Origin of the sequence: Nocardia sp. NPDC058633, assembly GCF_042717045.1 — a bacterium.
Classification (GTDB): domain Bacteria; phylum Actinomycetota; class Actinomycetes; order Mycobacteriales; family Mycobacteriaceae; genus Nocardia.
Genome location: NZ_JBHXRA010000002.1, coordinates 157,896 through 178,488 on the forward strand (window position 1 = coordinate 157,896; position 20,593 = coordinate 178,488).

Here is a 20,593-nt window from a genome sequence, read left to right on the forward strand (position 1 = left end):
GTCAGCCGCCCTCCGGCCGCACCCGAGCGGTCTTGGTCGAGCGGATGTCGAGGGCGAGTTCGTCGGCCGCGGCGACCTGGCCGCGCAGCTTCACGGTGCCGTCGTGCTCGACCTCGACCACCCCGCGCAACAGTTTGGCGGTGGACTCGTGGCCGGACGCGGCGGCCAGTTCCACCGCGCGCCGCAGCTTCGCCGTCGCGGTCGTGACGTCACCGCTGCGGCGGGCCGCCAACCCTTCCTGGACGGCCTGAGCCAGTTCGACCTGACCGGTGTAGTGCGCGACGCGGGTGCTGATGCGGGTCGACAGGGTCGAATCGGTGGTCCACACCGCGCGCACCAGCCCCTGGCCGAGCACCTCGGCACCGGCCAGCACACTCAACCGCGCGGCCAGCTTCTCCCGGCCCGGCGCGGCGGGTTCCAGCTCGATCTGCACGTGGTATTCGCGTTCCTCGGCCGCCCACGACGACAGCGGATACTCCCCCACCTGCGCGCCGGCGTCGGTGCGGCGCCCGGTCAGATCCTCGAGCACCGGCGATACCTGCTTGACCATCCGTACCCGCGCGCCGACGGGAGTCCATACCCTCAGGGTCAGCTCCGGAATCACGCGAGCGGCCGACGAACGCATCATCGCGGCGAAATCGGCGGCCAAGTCCTTCGGATCGGCGACGATGTTCGCGTCGCCGGACAGCTTCGAAGCGATCTTGCGCAATTCCTCGGCGACCCAGTCGTCGCCGACACCGCGGCAGTCGCAGACGAAAAGCCCTTCGGCACGGTCGAGTTCGGTCGCGAGCGCCTGCGGCGTCTCGTGTTCGTTCTTGCCATCGGTGAGCAGGATCGCGTGCGCCTGCGCGCCGGGGTGCGCGGCGGCGACCTGGCGGGCCAACGCCAGCCACGACCCCATCGCGGTGCCGCCGTCGGGACGCAACCGATCCAGCGCCCGACGGGCCGCGCCACGGTGCGCGCGATCGGCGGGCGCGGACACGGTGTTGTCGGTCGGGTAGATCATCCGGGCCGATTCGGTGCCCTCGATGATGGCGAACGCGGTCCCGTCGGGGATCTCGTCCAGGGCGGTGCGGGTGGCATTGCGCGCGTTCTCGAATTTGCGCTTGTTGCCCATCGAGCCGGAACAGTCGATGATCAGGATCTCGAGCCGCGGCGGTGGTGCCGCGACGGCGGCGAGTTCGGGACCGGTGGTCACCGTCAGCACCGCGTCCACCACGCTCGCGCCTTCGGAGAGGAATTCGTTCTGGTCGACGGCAATCGCAATACCGCTTGTCTCAGCAGAACTCATGACACTCCTGGTGGTTGCGGGGCGGCGGCGGGCACCGGAGCCAGCGCGACCGTGATGTTGTCGCTGCCCCCACTGTTGAGGGCGAAGTCGGCGAGCGCGCGCGCCGCGGCCTGCGGTGAGGTCTCGACGGTGAAACCGGCGAGCGCGACCGCTTCGGGCAGGTAGTTCCACAGTCCGTCGCTGCACAGCAGCAGCGTGCCCGGTTCGGTGGCGAGCATGCGCTGCAGGCAGTTCGCCGACCACGGCGCTTCGCCACCGTCGGCGCCGAGCCAGCGCAGCAGCGTGTGGGCGCGCGGGTCGTTCATGGCCGCGGCTTCGTCGAGGGCACCCGCGTCGACGAGGGCTTGGGCCCACGAATCGTCGACGCTGAGCCGGCGTGAGGCGGTGGGATCGCCCGCGGCGAGCCAGAAGGCCCTGCTGTCCCCGACATTGGCCACGGTGATGTCGGTGCCCAGGCTCGTCTCGCGCACGATCGCGGAGACGTAGGTGCACGACGGCGCGTACTCGGGGGTGCGTGACATACCGCGTACCGCCGCGGTCGCCGCCGCCAGGCCCGCCATCGCGGCGTCGGAGTCGGGGCGCCCCTCGGCGAGGGCGGCCAGTGCGGCGTCGACACCGGTGCGCGCGGCGTTGCCGGAGGCCGCTTGCGGATCCTGGGAGGTGGAGACGCCGTCGCTCACCACGATCACCCGGATGCCGTCACCGTCGCGCACGGCGGCCGCGACGGCGTCCTCGTTGCGGGAGTGAGTGATTCCGCGGTCGGTGAGCACATACACCGCGCCGAGGTCGTCCTCGAAGCGGTCCGGGATGGGCTTGGGGCTGCCGCACTTGACGCAGTAGCCGCCGTCGTAACGACGTTCGCCGCACGTCGAGCACTGCGGCACCGCGACCGGATCATGCACGGGCAGTGCGACTTTGCGCACCCCGAGCTCGCGACCACAACCTTCACAGAAACGGTGACCCGCCCGCGCCGATCCCGCGCAGTCGGCGCAGCCCGGCGCGGTCACAGGGTGGTCCTCGGGCGCACGGTGTTCGCCTGGTCCACCAGGACGAACCGGGTCCACATGTCGTCGGCCTCGCGCGCCAGTGTCCGCAAGCATCGTTCCAATCCTGTCCGCACGCCCTGCTCGGTGAATTCCACGTCCAACAGCTTGCCTGGTGTACTCGGCCGCTGTCCCGCCCGGATCCAGTTCAGTGCCGCCTCGAGGACGAACATCCGCACCTGCGCGGTGCGTTTGCGCGAGTCGAGGCGCAGTTGGTCCACGCGCTCGCCGGTCAGGCGTAGCAGCGCTTCGTCGACGTCGGCCGGATCACGGTGCCTCAGCAGGGTTTCGACGGCAGCGACCCGTGCCTCGGTGAACATCGAGGAGGTGCGCTCGACCTGGTCGAGGACCGCTACCGCGCCCGCGCGGTCACCGGCGGTGCGGTGCAGTCGTGCGGCCCCGAACGCGGCGGACAGGTAGGTGTGGTCGGTTCGCCAGACCATGTCGTAGAGCGCCAGCGCGCGGCGGAGCTCGAGCGAGCCGGTGTCCGGGCTCTCGCCGTGAGCGTCGGCCCCGAGCTCCAGTGCGGCGGCCAGGGCGAGCTTGGGAGCGGGCTCACCGGGCAGGGCCGCGTAGACGGACTCGAAATCCGCTGCCGCGGCCGCATATTCGCCGGACAGCAGAGCGGCCTGGGCTCGGTACCAGACGGGACGCCAGTCGAAATCGAGCTCGGCGTCCAACGCGGCGAGACGGTCCAGTGCCGCGCTCGCCTCGCCCGCTTCGAGTTCGGCACGGACCAGTCGCAACGGGATCTCGACCGACTCGTTCGACCCGGTGACCACCGCGCGCAGTCCCACCGTGAGTGCCTGCTCGAGTTCGGCGGGGGTCGCGGCATCGGTGGTCGCCAGCAGGGCGGCGCCGCTGTCACCGGGGTCGACCAGCGGGGCGGGTAGACCGGTGACGAGCGCGATGGGTTCTGGTGTGGCGCTGTCGATTCCGAACACAGCGCGAGCGGGACCGAACTGGGTCGACATACCGGGACGCGGGATGCCGTCGCCGGTTGCCAGTACCTCACGCAGGACCCCGGTGAGCTGGTCGGCCATTTCGCTCATGGAGGCGAACCGCGCCGACGGGTCGGGGTCGGTGGCGCGCCGCAAAAACCGGTACAACGAATCGTGTTCGGCCAGCAGCGGTTCGGTGTCGGGGCCGGGTATCGGCCCGAGTCGGCCGTCGACGGAGGGCACTCGCATCATCAACACGGCCAGGGTGCGGCCCGCGGTGTAGATCTCGGTGGCCACGGTCGGGCCGGTGTCGGCGATCTCGGGTGCCTGGTAGCCGAGGGTGCCGTAGATGGGGCTGGTGCGGTCGTCCATCGAGATGACCGCACCGAGGTCGATCAGTTCGAGGCGTTCCTCGGTCTGCATCACATTGTCGGGTTTGAAATCGCAGTAGGCCCAGCCACGAGCGTGCAGATAGCCCAAAGCGGGCAGCATCTCCAGCACATAGGCGATCGCCTGCGCGGGCGGCAGATACCGCTGTGTTTCGGCGCGATGGGTGCGCAGGATCTGCTTGAGCGAGGTGCCGCCGACGTATGCCATGACGATGTAGCCGACGGGTTCGCCGTCAGCGTCGGCGTGTTCGGTGAAATTGTGGATCTTGACGATGTTGGGGTGGTCGACCTCGGCGAGGAACCGGCGTTCGGCCAACGCGGCGGCCAACGCGTCGGTGTCGCCGGTATCGATGAGGCCCTTGAGCACCACCCAGCGCTTGTTGACGGCGCGGTCGGTGGCCAGATAGATCCAGCCGAGACCGCCGTGGGCCAGCGCCCCCGCCACCTCGTACTGGCCGCCGACGAGATCACCCGCCCGCAATCGGGGCACGAACGAATACCTGGTGCCACAGTGCGGGCAGAACCCGGAGGTGCGGCCCGGGGTACCCGATTGGCCGCGGCCGACGGGCTTGTCGCACTTGCCGCAGAAACGATCGGATTCGGGCACCTGGGGGTCGGCGAGCACCGCGGTGGCCGGGTCGACGCGCGGAACCGGCGGTACTTCGACGAGCCCGGCACCGAGCCTGCCGCGCGCGGCCGACCGGGCCGATCCCGACCGGGTCCGGACCGAACGCCCCGAGGCGCGCCCGCTCGCGCTGACCGTCGACGCGGACGGGCTGTGCATCGGACCCGTCATCGTGGCCGGAGCGGTGCCGCAGGTGTCGCAGTAGCCGTCCACGACCGTGCCGCCGCACTCGGGTTCGCCGCAGGCACCGGGGACCGGCACCGGTGACACCGAACGGTTCCCACCGCGCGGTTGCGCTGTCGTTCGCCCCGACCGACCGTGCCCCGCGGGGCGCGCCTGCCGCACCGGCGGCGCGCTCGCGACGGGCGCGGTACCGCACAGCGCGCAGTAGCCGTCCTCGATCCTGCCGCCGCACCCCGGTTCACTACACGTCATGCCGTCCGCCCCGCTTTCTCCCCGATGATCGAACGATAGTCCGCGACCGCTCGCGTGACAGCGGCCAGATCGCACGGTGTGCGGGTGAGCAATCCGGTCGCGATCCGGTCGGCGGCCAGCACGTCACGGTGCTCGCTCACCCCCAGCCGAGATGCCTTGGCGCGGTAGGCCGTGAGTCTGCCGCGGAGTTCGGCGCGCCGATCGAGCAGGCCACGCGCCAATTCGTCGCGTCGCGTGGCTTTTTCGACAGCTCGGTCGGTACGCGCACGCAGCGCGAGCAGACGGTGCACCGTCGGACGGTCGGGGGCATCGCCGACAGCGTCGAGTTCGGCACGCAGCCCGGCCGCCGGTTCGCCGCCGTCGGGTAGCTCGCCGGTCGCGACCTTGTGCTCGGCCTCGGTGGCGGTGGTGTCGGCGCGGCGTTGGTGTTCGTCGAGTTCGGCCAGTCGCGCGCGCAGGGCGGCGACAGCGCCCGCGAAGTCCGCCGCGACTGCGAGATATTCGGCGTGGCGGGCCGATTCGGTGTCGATCAGCGCTGTCAGCGAAGCGAGTGCGGTGTCGATCTCGCCCGGGCCGAAGCCGAGCGGATCGGTGCCCGCGCGACGCAACAGTGCGGTCAGGGGGTCACCGGCCGCCTCCAACGCGCCCCGGGCTCGTTCGACGCGCTGTTGCAGCGGGGCGAGCGCGCCGAGCACCTGCCCGTCGACCGCGGCGACCTCGTCGGCGAACGGGGCGATGAAGGCGAACGCGGCGCGCATCCGGTCCAGGCAATCGGCGATGCCGACCGTCACGACGGTCTCGCTCGGCCCGGTGAGTCCGCGCTGGGCCAAGGGGATCGGAATCCTCGCCACTTCGTGGGGGCGGCCACGCAACAGTTCGGTGAGTCGACCCCGCGACCGGTCGTCGAGCCTGCCGCGCCCGGCACGCACCGTTTCGGCGTCGGCGAGGATCGCACGCACCCGCCCCAGGTCCTCCCACAGTTCGCTCAGCGCCTGCTGCACCGGCACCCAGCGGCGCGCGGTCTCCCCCGTCGGCGGATACCGGCGGACCAGCGCCAGGCCGGGGTGGCGGTCCAGTTCCAGCAGCGTGGTGGTCACCTTCGCCAGTTCCGCTGTGCGCTCGGCCAGTTCACGATCGATCTCGAGCGCGCCGAGCACCGGCCAGGTCATCCGACGTACCGGGGCACCGGCTGACCTTGGGAGGGGCCGAGTGTCGACAGGTGCTGGGTGTAGATCCGCTGCCAGGTGCCGTCGTTGCGGGTGCGGTCGAGTACGCCGTTGACGAACCGCACCAACTCGTCACTGCCGCGCGGCACGCCGACCGCGTACGCCCCGGCCCCGATCGGTTCGCCGACGACCTCGAGGTTGTGGTCCTGGGCGACCAGACCCGCCAGGATCGGCTCGTCACCGCTGATCGCGTCGACAGTGCCCTGCTGCAGGGCCACCAGGCAGTCGGTCCAGTTGGTCACCCCGAGCACCGTGGGCCGCGTCGGCAAACCGAACAGCGGAGCGGCCGCGGTGGTGCCCTTCGCCACGCACACCCGCTTGCCGGCGAGCCCGGCACCGTTGGCGATCCCGGCGCCGCGTGGGGCCGCGATCCGCTGCGCCGCACGGTAGTACACGCTGGAGAAGTCGACCTCGCGACGGCGCTCACACGTCGCCGAGAAGGTGCGCACGATCATGTCGACCTTCTTCTCCTGCAGCAGCGGGATGCGGTCGGCCGCCGTGACGGAGCGCAGTTCGATCTTGTCCGGGTCGCCGAACAGATCGCGCGCGATCTCCCGGGCGAGGTCGATATCGAAACCTTCGAGTCGGCCGGTCGAGGGATTGCGGAACCCGAACATGTAGGTGTTCTGGTCGACGCCCACCCGCAGTCTGCCGTTGGCGACGATCGCGGCCATCGCCGATCCGGCGGGCATCGCACCCGGCCTCGGCTGGGTCGTGGGCGCCAGCGTCGCTTCGGTATCGCAGGTTCCGGTGCCCTCCGCGGTCGGCGCCGAGTCGATCGCTTCGGCGCCGGGCAGCGGCGGCGCGACCGCCGTGGCAGCGATGGTCGACGGTTCGGGGGCGTCGGCGCAGCCCGCGACCAGTGCGACGGCCGCGACGAGCGCGACCAGCAAGGAGCGCCTCACAGGAATTCCTTCAGTCGTGGCCAGAGTCCGGAGATCACCGCGGCGGCCGCGGCCAGGAGCAGCACCAGCGTGCCGAAGGGGCTGAGGGTCAACGACATCGCCGCGGCGGCGACACCGTCGCGCAGGTCGTCGCGAGCCTGGGCGAGGTCCTCGCGCAGTTCCTCGTCGAGGCGCGCGAAGCTGCTCGCCGAGCTGTCGGGGCCGGTGCCGATCGACTGGGTGACCGCGCCGCGATAGTCGGCCTTTTCATAGGCGGTGCGCTGGGCGTTGTGGCCCGCGTTCCAATTGGTCAGCGCCCGTTCGGCATCGGAGTCGCCGCCACCGGCTGCGGTGAGGCGCCCTCGCAAGTCGTCGCTGTGGGATTGGAAGGCCTTCTCCGAGGCGGTGATGTCACCGCGGGTGATCAGCGCCAGGGTTTCGTCGGTGCGGGCCTGCTGGGCAAGGATGCGAGCCCCGGCCAGGTTCTCCACGCGTGCTCCGGCACCGGAACTTCCGCTGTCGAGCAGTTGCGCGGCTGTGAGGGTGGCGCCCACGGTCCACAGCAGTGCCACCACGGCGGCCAGCGCCGCCATGGCCATACCGGTGTTCACCAGCCGGTTGGTCCGGCGCAGCAACACGATCGAGCCGATCGAGCACACCGCGAGGACGAGCAGCAGTGCCAGGATGCTCGTCCACGGCAGTGCGCCGATGCGCTGTTGGTCTTCGCGCACAGCGGCGAAGCGGGCGTCGCTGAGCTGTTCGGCATTGGGCAGCAGCGAGGTCTGCATCAGGTCCGAGGCTTGGCGCAGATAGGCCGACCCGACCGGGAAACCCTGGCGATTGTTGGCACGCGCGGTCTCGACCAGGCCCGTGTAGGTCGGCAGGTCGGCGGCGATGCGGGCCACGATGGCCCGGGTCTGCGCGTCGGTGGCACCGGCGGTCGCTTCGGCCAGTGCGGCGGCGGCTTCGGCGAGCGCCTGCTCGTAAGTGTCTCGCACCTGCGGTGATTCGATCCCACCGGACAGGAAGGCCGTCGCCGCGCCCGCGTCCGCCGCCGAGAGCGACACGTACAGACTCTGCGCGGCGAAGGCCAGCGGCTCCGTCCGATCGAGCACCTGTTCGGTGCACACGATCTTGGCGTCGAGCTGTTGTCCCGCGGTCGGTCCGGCGACCAGACAGGCCACCGTGGTCACGAGGAGGACCACGCCGATCGCCCCCGGCGTCGTCGCGGCGAATCGCCGTAGCCACGTCCCCGCGTCACGGATGGTCGCCGGTAGGCGAGATCCCACACCGTCCTCCTTCATCTCCCCGGGCGGTGTCTTCGATCGCGATAGTACGGGAGCCGCTGAAAGTTCGCCCGGGTGAAGGAAACCGGTTGATCCGGGGCAGCGAAAAGGCCCGCCACGGTTCGGTGTGGCGGGCCTTGTCGGGTTGGTTCGGCTACGCTCCGGCGACCTTCTCGCCGGGCTTGACGGTGGTGCCGGTCTTGCTGAACTGCAGCACACCGTCTTCGATCGGCGCCTTGTGCATCAGCGTGCGATCCCGGTAGTAGTTGTTGACCAGCTTCCAGGCACCCCGCGCACCCTGGCGGGGCATCGCGGCGTTGCCGCGCTGGATGTAGCCCGAGGTCAGCGCGCCGCCCATGAGCGACTCGTCGGCGATGTCCTCGGGGTTGGCGTGCACCTCGAAGGTGGTGTAGCCCCGGTCGCGCATGATGTTGAGTACGCGGCACAGGTACGCGGCGGCGAGGTCGGCCTTCAGGGTCCAGGAGGCGTTGGTGTAGCCGATGATCATCAGGAAGTTCGGGATGTCGGAGTACAGCACGCTCTTGTAGGCGACGGTCTCGTTGAACTTCACCGGCGTGCCGTCGACGCTGAGCGCGATGCCGCCGATCATCTGCACGTTCAGTCCGGTGGCGGTGACGATGATGTCGGCCTCGAGCTCCTGGCCCGACTCGGTCAGGATGCCCTTGTCGGTGAACTTCGCGATGCGGTCGGTGACGATGTCGGCCTTGCCGCTCTTGAGCACCTTGAACAGGTCGCCGTTGGGGACCACGCACAGGCGCTGATCCCACGGGTTGTAGCTGGGGGTGAAGTGGCGCAGGTCCACGTTCTTGCCGAGCTGCAGCCGCACCTGGGCGAGCATCAGCTTCTTGGCCAGCTCGGGGTTGGTGCGCGAGAGCTGGAAGCTGGCGCGCTGCAGGGCGATGTTGCGGGCGCGGCCGATCTTGTAGGCGATCTGGTCGGGAACACGCGACTTCTTGAAGCCGATGGCGACCGGGTCGTCCGACGGCAGTGCCTGGATCCAGGTGGGCGAACGCTGCAGCATGGTGACGTGGGCCGCGGTGTCGGCCATCGACGGGATCAGCGTGATCGCGGTGGCGCCCGAACCGATGACCACGACCTTCTTACCGGTGTAGTCCAAGTCCTCCGGCCAGTGCTGGGGGTGCACGATCTGGCCCTTGAAGTCGTCCTGACCGGGGAAATCGGGCTGGTAGCCCTTGTCGTAGTTGTAGTAGCCGCTCGCGCCGACGACGAAGTTGGCGGTCCAGGTCTCGGTCTCACCGGTCGCCTCGACCAGTGCCTGCAGGGTCCACAGGGCGCTCGCGCGGTCGAAATCGGCGGTGACGACCTTGCGGCCGAAGGTGATGTGGTCGGTGACGCCGTATTCCTTGGCGGTGTCCTCGACGTACTGACGGATGCTGGCGCCGTCGGCGAGCACCTTGGTGCCGATCCAGGGGCGGAACCCGAAGCCGAAGGTGAGCATGTCCGAATCGGAGCGGATGCCCGGGTACTTGAACAGGTCCCAGGTACCACCGATGTTCTCGCGGCGCTCCAGGATCGCGTAGGTGCGTCCGGTCTGCTCGCGAGTGAGGTGACAGGCCGTGCCGATTCCGGACAGGCCAGCGCCGATGATCAGTACGTCGACATGCCGCGTCATTGAGGAAACTCGTTTCATAGGGTCGCCGACCCGAGCACCGTCGCCCGAGCGTCCTTCGAGGTTACGTGTTTCGCATAGTTACGTCTAGTTAGGCGTGGTGGGGCCGTGGCGTGTCGCGGGGTTACGCGCACGCTGAGCGGAAGCCGTGACGGGGGCATGCGCACCGGTCAGCATCGTGGAATGACTGAGCACGGACTGTCGTTGCACTGGTTCCTCCCCACCTACGGCGACTCGCGCGAGCTGATCGCGGGCGGACACGGCAGCTTCATGTCCGGTGATCGTCCCGCGACACTGCGCTACCTGAACCAGCTCACCGCCGCCGCCGAGGACAACGGCTTCGAGGGCGTGCTCACCCCGACCGGCGCCTGGTGCGAGGACGCGTGGCTGACCACCGCCATGCTGGTGCAGACCAGCGAGACGCTGAAGTTCCTGGTCGCGCTACGCCCCGGCCTGACCAGCCCCACCCTGGCCGCGCAGATGGCGGCGACCTTCCAGCGTCATTCGGCCGGGCGGCTGCTGCTCAATGTCGTCACCGGCGGCGAGCAGCGCGAGCAGCAGGCCTACGGCGACTTCCTCGACAAGACCGAGCGCTACGCGCGTACCGGCGAATTCCTGCACATCGTGCGCGAGCTGTGGTCACGGACCGAGCCGTTCAGCTTCACCGGTGAACATCTGCGGGTGAAGGACGCGATCCTCAGCGCCCGCCCCGACCCGATTCCGCCGGTGTTCTTCGGTGGCTCGTCCGGACCGGCCGGGCCGATCGCCGCCCGCTACGCCGACACCTACCTCACCTGGGGTGAGCCCGTGGATGCCGTCGCCGCGAAGCTGGACTGGATTCGCGGACTGGCCGCGATCGAAGGCCGCACGGTCGACTTCGGCCTGCGCATCCACGTGATCAGCCGCGATACCGCCGCCCAGGCGTGGGCCGAGGCCGACCGCCTGCTCGACGGCATCTCCCCCGGCGAGATCGCACGGGTGCAGGCGAATCTGGCCAGCAGCGATTCCGAGGGGCAGCGACGCATGGCGCGGCTGCACAACGGTCGCACCGACGGACTCGAGATCGCCCCGAACCTCTGGGCGGGCGTCGGCCTGGTGCGCGGCGGTGCGGGTACCGCGCTGGTCGGCTCGCACGCCGAGGTGGCCGAGCGGCTCCTCGAATACGCCGCGATCGGGATCGACCAATTCATCCTGTCCGGGTACCCGCACTTGGAGGAGGCGTACTGGTTCGGCGAGGGTGTACTGCCGATCCTGGAGCGTAAGGGTGTGTGGACGCATCCGTCGCGACCGGTCTCGGTACCCACGATCGCGCCGTTCACCGCGGCCGCCAGTAGCTGATGCGCCGGAGCGCGGCCTCGATCCGGTCGCCGCACAGGGCGAGTTCCCCCGTGCCGAATGGCAGTCGCTGCACCGTTGCGTCATCTGCCATCGACCGAGCGGCCTGATGGCTCAACACCTTTCGCCCCCTCTCGATGCCGGCGTGACCTGCAGGTTCTCCGATTACCAACTGGTAGGTCCGAAATGCCATGACGCACAGCATGCTTCGCTGCGCCGCACTGCCCCATCGTTTTCGGCATCGAGTGCAGCCGGGGTTCCACGTGAATCAGCGCGGTTCGGGGCAGGTTCAGGCATCGATCGACAGAGCTGGAGACAGTCGGCGATAGGCTCGGCGCCGTGGCTCTCACCGTCGGCTTCGACCTGGACATGACTCTCATCGACTCACGTCCGGGCGTCGCCCTGGCGATCGACACCCTCGCGCGCGAGTTCGACCTTCCGATGGACGGGTCGCGCTTCGCCGAGCACCTCGGCCCGCCACTGGCCACACTGCTGGGTGAGGCGGGCGCGCCCGATGATCTGATCCCCCATCTGGTCACCCGCTATCGCGAGCTGTACCCGGACGTCGTCGACCACATCGCCGCGCTGCCCGGGGCCGACGAGGCCTTGGCCGCCGTGCGCGCGGGCGGTGGGCGAATCCTGGTCGTCACCGGCAAGTTCGAGCCACACGCGCGACTACACGTCGATCACCTCGGCTGGCACGTCGATCGTCTCGCCGGTGATCTGTGGTCGACAGGGAAGGCCGATGTACTCCGTGCCGAGGCCGCGCATGTCTTCGTCGGCGATCACGCGGGTGACATGCGCGGGGCCAAGGCCGCGGGCGTGGTGGCCGTCGGCGTCACGACCGGACCCTACGACGCCGAGGGTTTGTGGGCTGCGGGCGCCGATGCGGTGCTCGACGACCTCACCCAGTTCGCCGGGTGGTTGGCCGCCCATCCGGCGCTCGAGCGGTAGTTCGTCGAATCAGCTTGTTACGCAGCCCAGTTCCGGAACCCATCCGGGACCCGGCGCGTTGACCGGTCATGTCGACCGACCCCTACTGGAACCACAACACGCACTACCACCCCTGGGTACTCGATCAGGTGCCCGCCAATGCCCGCACGGCATTGGACATCGGCTGCGGTGACGGCCTACTCGCGCGCAAACTGGCGACCCGGTGCGATGCGGTACTCGGGGTCGACATCGACGACCAGGTCATCGCCAACGCGCCTGCCGCGCCCAACGTCCACCTCGAGCACGCCGACTTCCGCGACCTCGATCAAACCTTCGACGTGGTCACCGCCGTCGCCACGCTGCACCACGTCCCGGTGCGGGACGGCATCACCGCCCTGCGCCATCTCGTCGCCCCCGGCGGCACCCTCGCGGTGGTCGGACTCTGGAAGATGCACCCGGTCAGCGACTTCCACTACCTCCCACTGCTCCCCGCGATCTGGGGTATCGACCGCTGGCGACACCGTTCACTCGGCGGACCCGATGTCACGTTGCACGATCCACGGGAAACCCTGGCCGAAATCCGTTCCGCGGCGCGCGAATACCTGCCGGGCGCCGAGATCCGGCGCCGCCTGATGTGGCGGTACACGCTGCGCTGGCATCGGCCGCGCTGAGTTGCTTTTCGGCACCGTGGGGTAGGCGGCTACGAGCATCGCGCCCGCCGACATCGGGGGTGACGACGCAGCCTCGTGCCGGCCACCGACCCGACTCCGCGGATCCCGTTTGTCCGGATCGATGCGGGGTGTTCGTCTGCTCGGGTGATAAAGTCCGGCAGGATTTTTCGATGGGGAGGGACAGACATCAACGCATCACGGACAGTTGTGTGGCGCAGCGGGTTCGGGGGGTCGGGTCGATGAATCGCACCAAATGGATCATCGCGGGCGTGGTCGCGGTGGTTGCGGCGATCGTGACCGTGCTCGTCGGTGTCGCTGTCACGCGCGACGACGATCCGCGGGAGTTCGTCTCCGAGAACTACCAGCGGGCGAAACAACTCGATCAGCCGAACGACGGCGTCGCCTACCTCGCGGCCGGGGCACCGGCGGTCGTCGCCGCGGCGATCGCGAAGGCGACCGACCCCAAAGACCGTCGCAACACCGGCGACAACCACTACCTGCGGTTCCCCACCAAGGATTTCATCGCGGTGACCCCCCACGCGGGCGGCTCGATGGTCCTGCTCGACAGCTATTCGAACGGCAACCGTCGCCATCACGGACACATCAGCGGCTACGGCTGGACCAGCGGTTCGGCGGCGGGCGACTACCGCGGCGGCGGCAGCGACAGCGGCGGCAAGTAGTTCATTCGGGCATCTCGCCCACACAGCACAGGAGGACACTCATGCTCGCCGACCTGGCGGCGGACGCGGGCGCCGCGCTCGCCTATTCCGCGGTGGGAATTGTATTGCTGGCCGTCGGTTTCGGCGTCGTCGACCTGCTCACCCCCGGCGACCTGCGCGCGCAGATCTGGATCGAACGCAACCGCAATGCCGCGATCCTGCTCGCCTCGAACCTGTTCGGGGTCGGGATCATCGTGGCCGCGGCCATCTGGACCTCGGAAGGCAAGATCGCGCAGGCACTGCTGTCCAGCGCGATCTACGGCGTGATCGGGCTGGCCGCGATGGCGGTGGCCTTCGTGCTGCTCGACGCGCTCACCCCCGGTGACTTCCGGGCCGTCGTCGCCGAGGCGGAACCGCATCCGGCGGTGTGGGTCACAGCGTCGGCGCACGTCGCGGTCGCGCTGGTGGTGGCCGCGGGCCTCACCTGATGCCACGACACCGCCTGGCCAGGGCGGCGCTGCTCACGACGGTGTTCGTGTGCGCGGCTTGTGGTTTGGTGTACGAGCTGTCACTGGTCACTCTCGGGAGCTATCTGATCGGCGACACCGCCGCTCAGGCGTCGATCACGTTGAGCGTGATGGTGTGTTCGATGGGTATCGGCGCGCTGGTGGCGAAACCGTTGCGGTCCCATGCCGCTGCCGCTTTCGTGGCGGTGGAATTGGCGCTGGCTGTCGTGGGTGGGCTCTCGGTGGCTGCCCTGTACGCCAGCTACGCGTGGCTCAACATCTATACGGGCACGCTGGTGCTGGCCGCGGCGGTGATCGGCATGCTGGTCGGCGCGGAGATTCCGCTGCTGATGGAATTGCTGCAGGACATCCGTGAGCAGGAGGCCGGCAGCGCGGTCGCCGACCTGTTCGCGGCCGACTATGTGGGTGCGTTGCTGGGCGGATTGGCCTTTCCGTTCCTGCTGCTGCCGGTATTCGGGCAGATCCGCGGCACTCTGGTGGTCGGGGTCGTGAACGCGATCGCGGGGCTCGCCTTGGCGTTCTTCTTCTTTCGCGACAGGATGACGCGCGGCGCCCGCCACACGCTGATCGCCGCCACCGTCGCGGTCGCCTGCGGTCTCACCGGCAGCTACCTCTACGCCGACCGTTTCGAGGCGACCGCGCAGCAGGCCCTGTTCGCGCACCCGATCGTGTGGCAGACGCGCACGCCCTATCAGCGGATCGTGCTCACCGAATCGTTGTCCCCGTTCGCCACCACCGATACCCGGCTGTATCTCAACGGCGGACTGCAGTTCTCCTCGGTCGACGAATACCGCTATCACGAGGCGCTGGTGCATCCGGTGCTGGCAGGCCCACACCGTTCGGTGCTGGTACTCGGCGGCGGCGACGGCCTCGCGCTGCGCGAGATCCTGCGCTATCCCGACATCGCCGAGGTGACACTGGTCGAGCTCGACCCGGCGATGATCGACCTCGCCCGGACCGACGACCGGCTGACCGACCTCAACCAGCACGCCTTCGACGACCCACGGGTCACCGTCGTCAACGCCGACGCGTTCACCTGGTTGCGCAGCGCACCAGGCCTTTTCGACGCGGTGATCGTCGACCTGCCCGACCCCGACCAGACCTCGATCGCGAAGCTGTATTCGCAAGAGTTCTACGCGATGACCGCCAACGTGTTGGCGCCCGGCGCCCGCATGGTCGTCCAGTCCGGCTCGCCCTTCTTCGCCCCGCGCTCCTTCTGGACCATCGACGCCACTGTGCGTTCCGCGGGTCTGCACACCACTCCGTACCACGTGGACGTGCCGAGCTTCGGCGACTGGGGATTCGTGCTGGCTTCGGCCACCGCGACCCCCACCCCCTCCCTACGCAGTCCCGGCCCCCTGCGTTCCCTGGACGACAGCACTCTCACCGCGGCCACCGTCTTCCCCCCGGACCGTCGGGCGGTCGACCCTGAGGTCTCGACCCTGATGCGGCCGGTGATTCTGGAGCTGCAACGCCGAGAATGGCGTTGACCCGCTCACCGTGTTCGGACCGCGGCGCGCGATGACGTCACCGACCGGTCGGGGGCGGTGACGATGCCGAAGGCGATCAAGCTGTCGGCCGTGTCGCGGATGGTGTCCTCGATCGGGCGCATGGTCCAGCCCAGTTCGCGGTGGGCCTTGTCTGCACTGACGTGTTCGGTGCGGCCGAGGACCGGCACGGTCAAGCGGACACCCTTGTCGAAGATCGCGACGAGGCGGACCAACCAGTTCGGCAGGACACGGGTGGGGACGCGGAAGCCCTCGGCGGCGAAGTCGCGGGCGAGCAGATCGGCCATATCCCCCATCCACAGCGGGTCGGTCGCGCAGATGTATCGGTTGCCCGCCGCCTCGGGGACCTCCATCGCCAAGCGGTGCGCGACAGCGAGATCGCGTACGTCGACGGGAGTCCAGCCGGTCTTGACGGAACCGGGCACATCGCGGGCCAGCAGGCGGCGGACCGGTTCGTGGGAGGTGCTGGTGCGGGCCTCGAGCAGCGGGCCAAGGATCATGCCGGGGTTCAGCACCACGAGTTCGGTGGTGGCGGAGGTGGATTCTGCGAATTCCCAGGCCGCCCGTTCGGCGAGGGTCTTGCTCTTCTGGTAGGCGGGGATGCGGTCGACCACCGACCAGTCGTCCTCGGTCCGCACGGCGTCCACCTCGTGGCCGTAGGCGACGGCGGCGACCGAGGAGGTCAGCACCACGCGGCGGACGCCGGCGGCCGCGGCGGCGCGCAGCACTCGCAGCGTGCCCTCGACGGCGGGTTCGATGAGCTCACGCTCGTCGTCGGGCGGGGTCGCGGGGAACGGGGACGCCACGTGCAGCACGGTGTCGCAGTCGGCGACCGCCTCGGCCCAGCCGGCGTCGTCGTCGAGGGAGGCCGCGACGAATTCCAGATCGCCACCGGTGCGGCGAGCGAGGTCGGTGAGGTGGGCGCGCTTGGCGTGGGCGGCGAGGTCGCGCACGGTGGCGCGGACGACGTAGCCGTGGTCGAGGAGTTCGGCGATGCAGTGGCCTGCGACGAAACCTGTCGCGCCGGTGACGAGTACCCGGGTGGTCATGGTGGTCATCCATTCCGTCGATTGGTGAAATCAGGATCTAAGCGATGCTCAATTAATCTAAACACCGCATAGTTTTGCTGTCCAGTGCCAATTTCGACCGGGGTCTCGCCTACGCTCTTCAAGGTGAAGCGCACCCGTTACCACCACGGCGACCTGCGCGCCACGCTGATGGACGCCTGCCTGCGCCTGATCGAGAGCGAGGGCCTGGCCGCGGTGAGCCTGCGCCGCGTCGCCAGGGAGGCCGGGGTCAGCAGCGGCGCGCCCTACCACCATTTCCCCGACCGTGCCGCACTGCTCTCGGCGCTGTCGGTCGACGGATTCCAGCAACTGGCCGGCTATATGGTCACCGCCAGGGCCGCCTCGGCCGACCCGCTGGCAGCACTCACCGAACTCGGCGACGCCTACGTGCGGTTCTCCCGCGATCACCCCGCCCAGTTCCGGCTCATGTTCCGACCCGAGCTGTCCCAGCCGGAAAAGCACCCCGACGCCCACGTCGCCGGTGATGCCGCCTTCGACGTCTTGGTCGACACCGTCGCCGAATGCGTCGCGGCCGGCGCACTGCCCGCCGACCGCGCCGACACCCTCGCTGTCGCGTGGTGGGGACTGGCGCACGGGCTGGCATCACTGTGGCTCGATGGACATCTCGAGAAGCGCAGCGAACAAATGGGCACCCACGCGCCCGAACTCGTCGACGCGATCATGCGCACATTCACCGCGCTGATCACGCCGGGCCCACCGATCGCCTGACGCGCCGACGATATTCCGACGACCGGGCGTGTTCGCTCACCTACAGTGGGTAACACCGTGTTTGTCCGTGCGCAGCCGTTTCGAGCAGGAGGCCCGATGTCTGGCACCGCGAAACTCGATCCCGTGGTCGAGGCGTTCGTCGACGCGCTCAACGCGCAGGACACCGACCAGTTCTACGGTGTACTCACCGAGGACGCGACCATGTCCGACGACGGTGTCGAACGCAATCTCGCACAGTGGACCGAGGCCGAGATCTTCAGCAGCAACGGACACCTCGTCGTGGACACGGTCGACACCGAAGACGGCCTCGCCCTCACCGCCGACTACACCAACAGCCGGTGGGGTTCGATGCGTACCACCTGGCAGTTCGTCCTACGCGACGGGCTGATCAGCCGATTCGAAACAGGGCAGGCGTGAGCGACGATCTCCTACTGACACCGCGTTACGGCACAGCCGCACTCTCCGATCTGCTCCCCTCGGTACTGACCTGCCTCGGAGCGCCCGGTGACACCGACCGACTCGGGCTCGCTCTCGATGTCGACCGGGTCTGCGTGCTCCTGGTCGACGGGCTCGGCGCGCAAGCCCTGGCCGCCGAATCCGCTGCCGCGCCGTTCCTGTCGAGCTTGCCCGAGGCCACTCTCGATGCCGGTTTCCCGAGCACCACGGCCACGAGCTTGACCACCCTCGGCACCGGCCTACCGTCGGGCGAGCACGGCATCGTCGGCTACAGCATGCGGCTGCCCGACGAACAGCGCCTGTTCAACTCGCTGCGCTGGCAACTCATCGGTGCCGGACCGAAGGTCGACGCTCTCACCGCCCACCCGCCCGAGCGGATTCAGCCGTGCCGCACCATCTTCGAGCGCGCCACCGACGCGGGCATCGCCGCGATCCAGGTGGCGCCGAGCTACCAGGACGGCTCCGGCCTGACCCTGGCCGGGTGGCGCGGCGGTGGTTTTCGCACCGCGTATTCGGTGGGCGATCTCGTCGACGGAGTCCTGACCGCGCTCACCTCGGCACCGAAAACCCTGGTCTACACCTATCATTCAGAACTCGACACCACCGGCCACGCCCGCGGGCCCGCCAGCCGGGCCTGGCGGTTCGAGCTTGCCAACGTCGACCGCATCGCCGCCGAGATCGCCGCCCGTCTGCCCGCGCGCTCGGCGCTCGTCGTCACCGCCGATCACGGCATGGTCGAACTGGTCGAGCGCGTCGACTTCGACACCCACCCCCACCTGTCCGACAACGTCGCGGCGCTCGCCGGTGAACCACGCGCCCGCCACGTCTACACCGACAGCAGCGCCTCGGTCGCCGACACCTGGCGGGGCGTTCTCGGGGACCGGTTCCTGGTGCGCACCCGCGACGAGGCGATCGAGGCGGGCTGGTTCGGTCCGACGGTCACCCGCGATGCCGCCGCACGTATCGGCGATCTCGTCGTGATCGCCCGCGGCGACGGCGGTGTGGTGCGCTCCGGCGCCGAACCACTGCAATCGCTGATGGTGGGTCATCACGGCTCGCTCACCCCCGCCGAGTTGTGGGTACCCCTGCGAATCCATCGGACCTGAGCACCACCGCATAAGCTGTCACCGACGCGCAGGTGCGCGACTCGAACCATTCCAGGAGGAAACATGGCTGCCAACACCCGAACCGGCGCCGTGGCGGTGGGCGTCGCGGTGCTGGCGGCACTGGCCACCGGTTGCGCCGAGGTCGAGCGAGTGCTCAACCAGGGCGGCGACACGAGCTGCCGCGACTACGTCAACCAGGACGCGAACACCAAGCGGATCACCATCACCAAGGCGATCAAACAGCAGAGCGGCAACGACAACGAACCGGCGGGCACCGTGGTCGATTCGATGATCGTGCAGGTCGACCTGTTGTGCGCCACCCAGCGCAACGTCGACACCCCGATCAAGAACGCCGACATCGCCGGAATCTTCCTGAACAAGTAGTCGGCGTCAAGGCCGCGCGACAGGCCGGCCACCGGCGCCCTCGTCGACCTCGACACAAACGTTCCCACGGCGGTGGCACAGCTGATAGACAATAAGCGCCACACCCGTTCTCGTCGCAGGAACGGTGCGTCACCGACGAGCAGGGAGCGAACGTGGGCGAGAATTCAGGAAGGGCTCGTCCCGGCGCCCACGACGACCCGATCGCCGGACCGCAGCGCCCCGAGCAACTGTCGGACTACCGCGTCGAGCTCGAGAAACAGTGGAACCGGCTCGCGGCGCCGTCACGGCCACTGACCCTGCCTCGCGACACCGGGGCCGTGCGCAACGACGTGGCCAAATCCTGGCAACGCTCGCTGCACACCGTCGACCCCGCCACCGAAGTCGCGCCCGGACTCAACGACATCAGCGACCGCTGGTCGGAGTCTCCGCTGCGCAGGCCGGTCACCGAACTCGCGGGCCAATTGCGCGGAATGGCCGAGGAATCGGGCTATCTCGCTGTCGTCAGTGACGAATCGGGCACCATCCTCTGGACCGCGGGTGATCGCACGCTGCGCCGCCAAGGTGAAGCGGTGAACTTCGCGCCGGGCGGCGTCTGGGACGAAAGCCACATGGGCACCAACGGGTTGTCGCTGGCCCTGCACGACGACAGGGCCGTCACGGTGTTCTCCGCCGAACATCTGGTCGCCGCGTTGCACGGTTGGGTCTGCTACTCCGCGCCCATCCACGGGCCCGACGGACGCACGGTGGGCGTGCTCGACCTGTCCTCGACCTGGGAACGCTCGCATCCGATGGTGATGACCTCGGTCCGCGCGCTGGTCACCGCCGTGGAGACGATGCTGCGCGCCGAAGCACCCACCCCGGCGCCCGGTGTGCGGCTCGAATGCCTCGGCGCGGCAAGGCTTTTGCGCGACGGCCGACCGGTGCCGCTGCCGCCGCGCCAGCTCGAAATCCTGGCCTTGCTGGCACTAGAGCCCGACGGGTACACCCCCGAACAGTTGCACGCCGCGGTCTACGGCGAGCGGTCGGTGTCGCTGAACACGCTCAAAGCCGATGTGTCACACCTGCGCCGCGCCACCCGCGGCGAGATCGCGAACCGGCGCTACATGCTCACCGGCGCGGTGTCCTGCGACGCGGTGGACCTGCTCGCCGCCATCGAGGGCGGCGACCTCACCTCGGCGCTGTGGCTCTACCGCGGGCCGCTGCTGCCCGGTTCGGAACTGCCCGGCGTCGAACAGTGGCGCGCCCACCTCGACGTCGGCATCCGCAACGCGGTGCTGGGCAGTGACCGTCCCGAACACGCCGTCGCCTTCGGGCAGCGGTGTCCCGGCGATGTCGCCGTGCACGAGCACGCGCTGCGGCTACTGCCCCGCGACGATGTCCGCCGCGCTGTCGTCACCGCCCGACTTTTCACCGCACGACAGAGCTGACCAGCACAAACGTGCTCACC

General features: G+C 69.2%; 19 protein-coding genes. 11 read left to right on the forward strand and 8 right to left on the reverse strand.

Annotated elements, in window-relative coordinates; translation table 11 throughout:
* Position 1 precedes the first annotated feature (1 nt).
* From ACFWUR_RS02875 to ACFWUR_RS02905, 7 genes are all read right to left on the reverse strand, one after another.
* The gene (locus ACFWUR_RS02875) at positions 2–1,291 is read right to left on the reverse strand and encodes a VWA domain-containing protein (RefSeq protein WP_378900933.1); all 1,290 of its coding nucleotides are present in this window, start codon (positions 1,289–1,291) and stop codon (positions 2–4) included.
* Entirely contained in the window at positions 1,288–2,298 is a 1,011-nt protein-coding gene (locus tag ACFWUR_RS02880; RefSeq protein WP_378900936.1) for a PP2C family protein-serine/threonine phosphatase, read from the reverse strand. Before ACFWUR_RS02880 ends, ACFWUR_RS02875 begins: the two co-directional genes overlap by 4 nt.
* Positions 2,295–4,550 carry a tetratricopeptide repeat protein gene (locus ACFWUR_RS02885; protein WP_378900939.1) on the reverse strand — a complete coding sequence of 752 codons (2,256 nt, stop codon included), beginning with the start codon at positions 4,548–4,550 and terminating at the stop codon, positions 2,295–2,297. Before ACFWUR_RS02885 ends, ACFWUR_RS02880 begins: the two co-directional genes overlap by 4 nt.
* Positions 4,551–4,720: 170 nt before the next feature.
* Positions 4,721–5,893 carry a hypothetical protein gene (locus ACFWUR_RS02890; RefSeq protein ID WP_378900942.1) on the reverse strand — a complete coding sequence of 391 codons (1,173 nt, stop codon included), beginning with the start codon at positions 5,891–5,893 and terminating at the stop codon, positions 4,721–4,723.
* Positions 5,890–6,861 (reverse strand): glutamate ABC transporter substrate-binding protein, encoded by a 972-nt coding sequence (locus ACFWUR_RS02895; RefSeq protein WP_378901548.1) that lies wholly within the window; start codon positions 6,859–6,861, stop codon positions 5,890–5,892. Before ACFWUR_RS02895 ends, ACFWUR_RS02890 begins: the two co-directional genes overlap by 4 nt.
* Complete coding sequence (locus ACFWUR_RS02900; protein ID WP_378900945.1) at positions 6,852–8,123, reverse strand: hypothetical protein; 1,272 nt, start codon at positions 8,121–8,123, stop codon at positions 6,852–6,854. Before ACFWUR_RS02900 ends, ACFWUR_RS02895 begins: the two co-directional genes overlap by 10 nt.
* A gap of 151 nt (positions 8,124–8,274) precedes the next feature.
* Complete coding sequence (locus ACFWUR_RS02905; RefSeq protein WP_378900948.1) at positions 8,275–9,774, reverse strand: flavin-containing monooxygenase; 1,500 nt, start codon at positions 9,772–9,774, stop codon at positions 8,275–8,277.
* Between the two features lie 180 nt (positions 9,775–9,954).
* Here ACFWUR_RS02905 and ACFWUR_RS02910 point away from each other — a divergent pair, with 180 nt between their 5' ends.
* The 6 genes from ACFWUR_RS02910 (at position 9,955) to ACFWUR_RS02935 (ending at position 15,386) form a co-directional block, all read left to right on the forward strand.
* Positions 9,955–11,109, forward strand: a complete 1,155-nt coding sequence (locus ACFWUR_RS02910; RefSeq protein ID WP_378900951.1) for an LLM class flavin-dependent oxidoreductase — start codon at positions 9,955–9,957, stop codon at positions 11,107–11,109.
* Between the two features lie 336 nt (positions 11,110–11,445).
* Entirely contained in the window at positions 11,446–12,060 is a 615-nt protein-coding gene (locus ACFWUR_RS02915; RefSeq protein ID WP_378900954.1) for an HAD family hydrolase, read from the forward strand.
* Positions 12,061–12,128: 68 nt separating this feature from the next.
* On the forward strand, positions 12,129–12,710 hold the full coding sequence (locus ACFWUR_RS02920) for a class I SAM-dependent methyltransferase (protein WP_378900957.1): 582 nt from the start codon (positions 12,129–12,131) through the stop codon (positions 12,708–12,710).
* A gap of 239 nt (positions 12,711–12,949) precedes the next feature.
* Positions 12,950–13,390 carry a DUF4247 domain-containing protein gene (locus ACFWUR_RS02925; RefSeq protein ID WP_378900960.1) on the forward strand — a complete coding sequence of 147 codons (441 nt, stop codon included), beginning with the start codon at positions 12,950–12,952 and terminating at the stop codon, positions 13,388–13,390.
* Positions 13,391–13,431: 41 nt separating this feature from the next.
* The gene (locus ACFWUR_RS02930) at positions 13,432–13,857 is read left to right on the forward strand and encodes a DUF350 domain-containing protein (protein WP_378900963.1); all 426 of its coding nucleotides are present in this window, start codon (positions 13,432–13,434) and stop codon (positions 13,855–13,857) included.
* The gene (locus ACFWUR_RS02935; RefSeq protein ID WP_378900966.1) at positions 13,857–15,386 is read left to right on the forward strand and encodes a polyamine aminopropyltransferase; all 1,530 of its coding nucleotides are present in this window, start codon (positions 13,857–13,859) and stop codon (positions 15,384–15,386) included. Before ACFWUR_RS02930 ends, ACFWUR_RS02935 begins: the two co-directional genes overlap by 1 nt.
* 5 nt (positions 15,387–15,391) lie before the next feature.
* On the opposite strand, the gene ACFWUR_RS02940 is transcribed toward ACFWUR_RS02935, so the two are convergent.
* Positions 15,392–16,453 (reverse strand): NAD-dependent epimerase/dehydratase family protein, encoded by a 1,062-nt coding sequence (locus tag ACFWUR_RS02940; protein WP_378900969.1) that lies wholly within the window; start codon positions 16,451–16,453, stop codon positions 15,392–15,394.
* Positions 16,454–16,576: 123 nt separating this feature from the next.
* Between ACFWUR_RS02940 and ACFWUR_RS02945 the strand changes: the two genes are divergently transcribed.
* From ACFWUR_RS02945 to ACFWUR_RS02965, 5 genes are all read left to right on the forward strand, one after another.
* Positions 16,577–17,200 (forward strand): TetR/AcrR family transcriptional regulator, encoded by a 624-nt coding sequence (locus ACFWUR_RS02945; RefSeq protein ID WP_378900971.1) that lies wholly within the window; start codon positions 16,577–16,579, stop codon positions 17,198–17,200.
* Positions 17,201–17,296: 96 nt separating this feature from the next.
* Positions 17,297–17,617 (forward strand): nuclear transport factor 2 family protein, encoded by a 321-nt coding sequence (locus ACFWUR_RS02950; protein WP_378900973.1) that lies wholly within the window; start codon positions 17,297–17,299, stop codon positions 17,615–17,617.
* Positions 17,614–18,762 carry an alkaline phosphatase family protein gene (locus ACFWUR_RS02955; protein ID WP_378900975.1) on the forward strand — a complete coding sequence of 383 codons (1,149 nt, stop codon included), beginning with the start codon at positions 17,614–17,616 and terminating at the stop codon, positions 18,760–18,762. The genes ACFWUR_RS02950 and ACFWUR_RS02955 overlap by 4 nt, the downstream gene beginning before the upstream one ends.
* Positions 18,763–18,825: 63 nt before the next feature.
* The gene (locus ACFWUR_RS02960; RefSeq protein WP_378900978.1) at positions 18,826–19,146 is read left to right on the forward strand and encodes a hypothetical protein; all 321 of its coding nucleotides are present in this window, start codon (positions 18,826–18,828) and stop codon (positions 19,144–19,146) included.
* A 200-nt stretch (positions 19,147–19,346) separates the two neighbouring features.
* A complete protein-coding gene (locus ACFWUR_RS02965) occupies positions 19,347–20,573 on the forward strand; it encodes a transcriptional regulator (RefSeq protein WP_378901551.1) in 1,227 nt (408 codons plus the stop codon).
* Positions 20,574–20,593: the final 20 nt, after the last annotated feature.

Coding starts and splice junctions, on each gene's coding strand:
- ACFWUR_RS02875 (WP_378900933.1), bottom strand. CDS start 1,291: ATGAGTTCTGCTGAGACAAGCGGTATTGCGATTGCCGTCGACCAGAAC.
- ACFWUR_RS02890 (WP_378900942.1), bottom strand. CDS start 5,893: ATGACCTGGCCGGTGCTCGGCGCGCTCGAGATCGATCGTGAACTGGCC.
- ACFWUR_RS02905 (WP_378900948.1), bottom strand. CDS start 9,774: ATGACGCGGCATGTCGACGTACTGATCATCGGCGCTGGCCTGTCCGGA.
- ACFWUR_RS02910 (WP_378900951.1), top strand. CDS start 9,955: ATGACTGAGCACGGACTGTCGTTGCACTGGTTCCTCCCCACCTACGGC.
- ACFWUR_RS02920 (WP_378900957.1), top strand. CDS start 12,129: ATGTCGACCGACCCCTACTGGAACCACAACACGCACTACCACCCCTGG.
- ACFWUR_RS02925 (WP_378900960.1), top strand. CDS start 12,950: ATGAATCGCACCAAATGGATCATCGCGGGCGTGGTCGCGGTGGTTGCG.
- ACFWUR_RS02930 (WP_378900963.1), top strand. CDS start 13,432: ATGCTCGCCGACCTGGCGGCGGACGCGGGCGCCGCGCTCGCCTATTCC.
- ACFWUR_RS02935 (WP_378900966.1), top strand. CDS start 13,857: ATGCCACGACACCGCCTGGCCAGGGCGGCGCTGCTCACGACGGTGTTC.
- ACFWUR_RS02940 (WP_378900969.1), bottom strand. CDS start 16,453: ATGACCACCCGGGTACTCGTCACCGGCGCGACAGGTTTCGTCGCAGGC.
- ACFWUR_RS02950 (WP_378900973.1), top strand. CDS start 17,297: ATGTCTGGCACCGCGAAACTCGATCCCGTGGTCGAGGCGTTCGTCGAC.
- ACFWUR_RS02960 (WP_378900978.1), top strand. CDS start 18,826: ATGGCTGCCAACACCCGAACCGGCGCCGTGGCGGTGGGCGTCGCGGTG.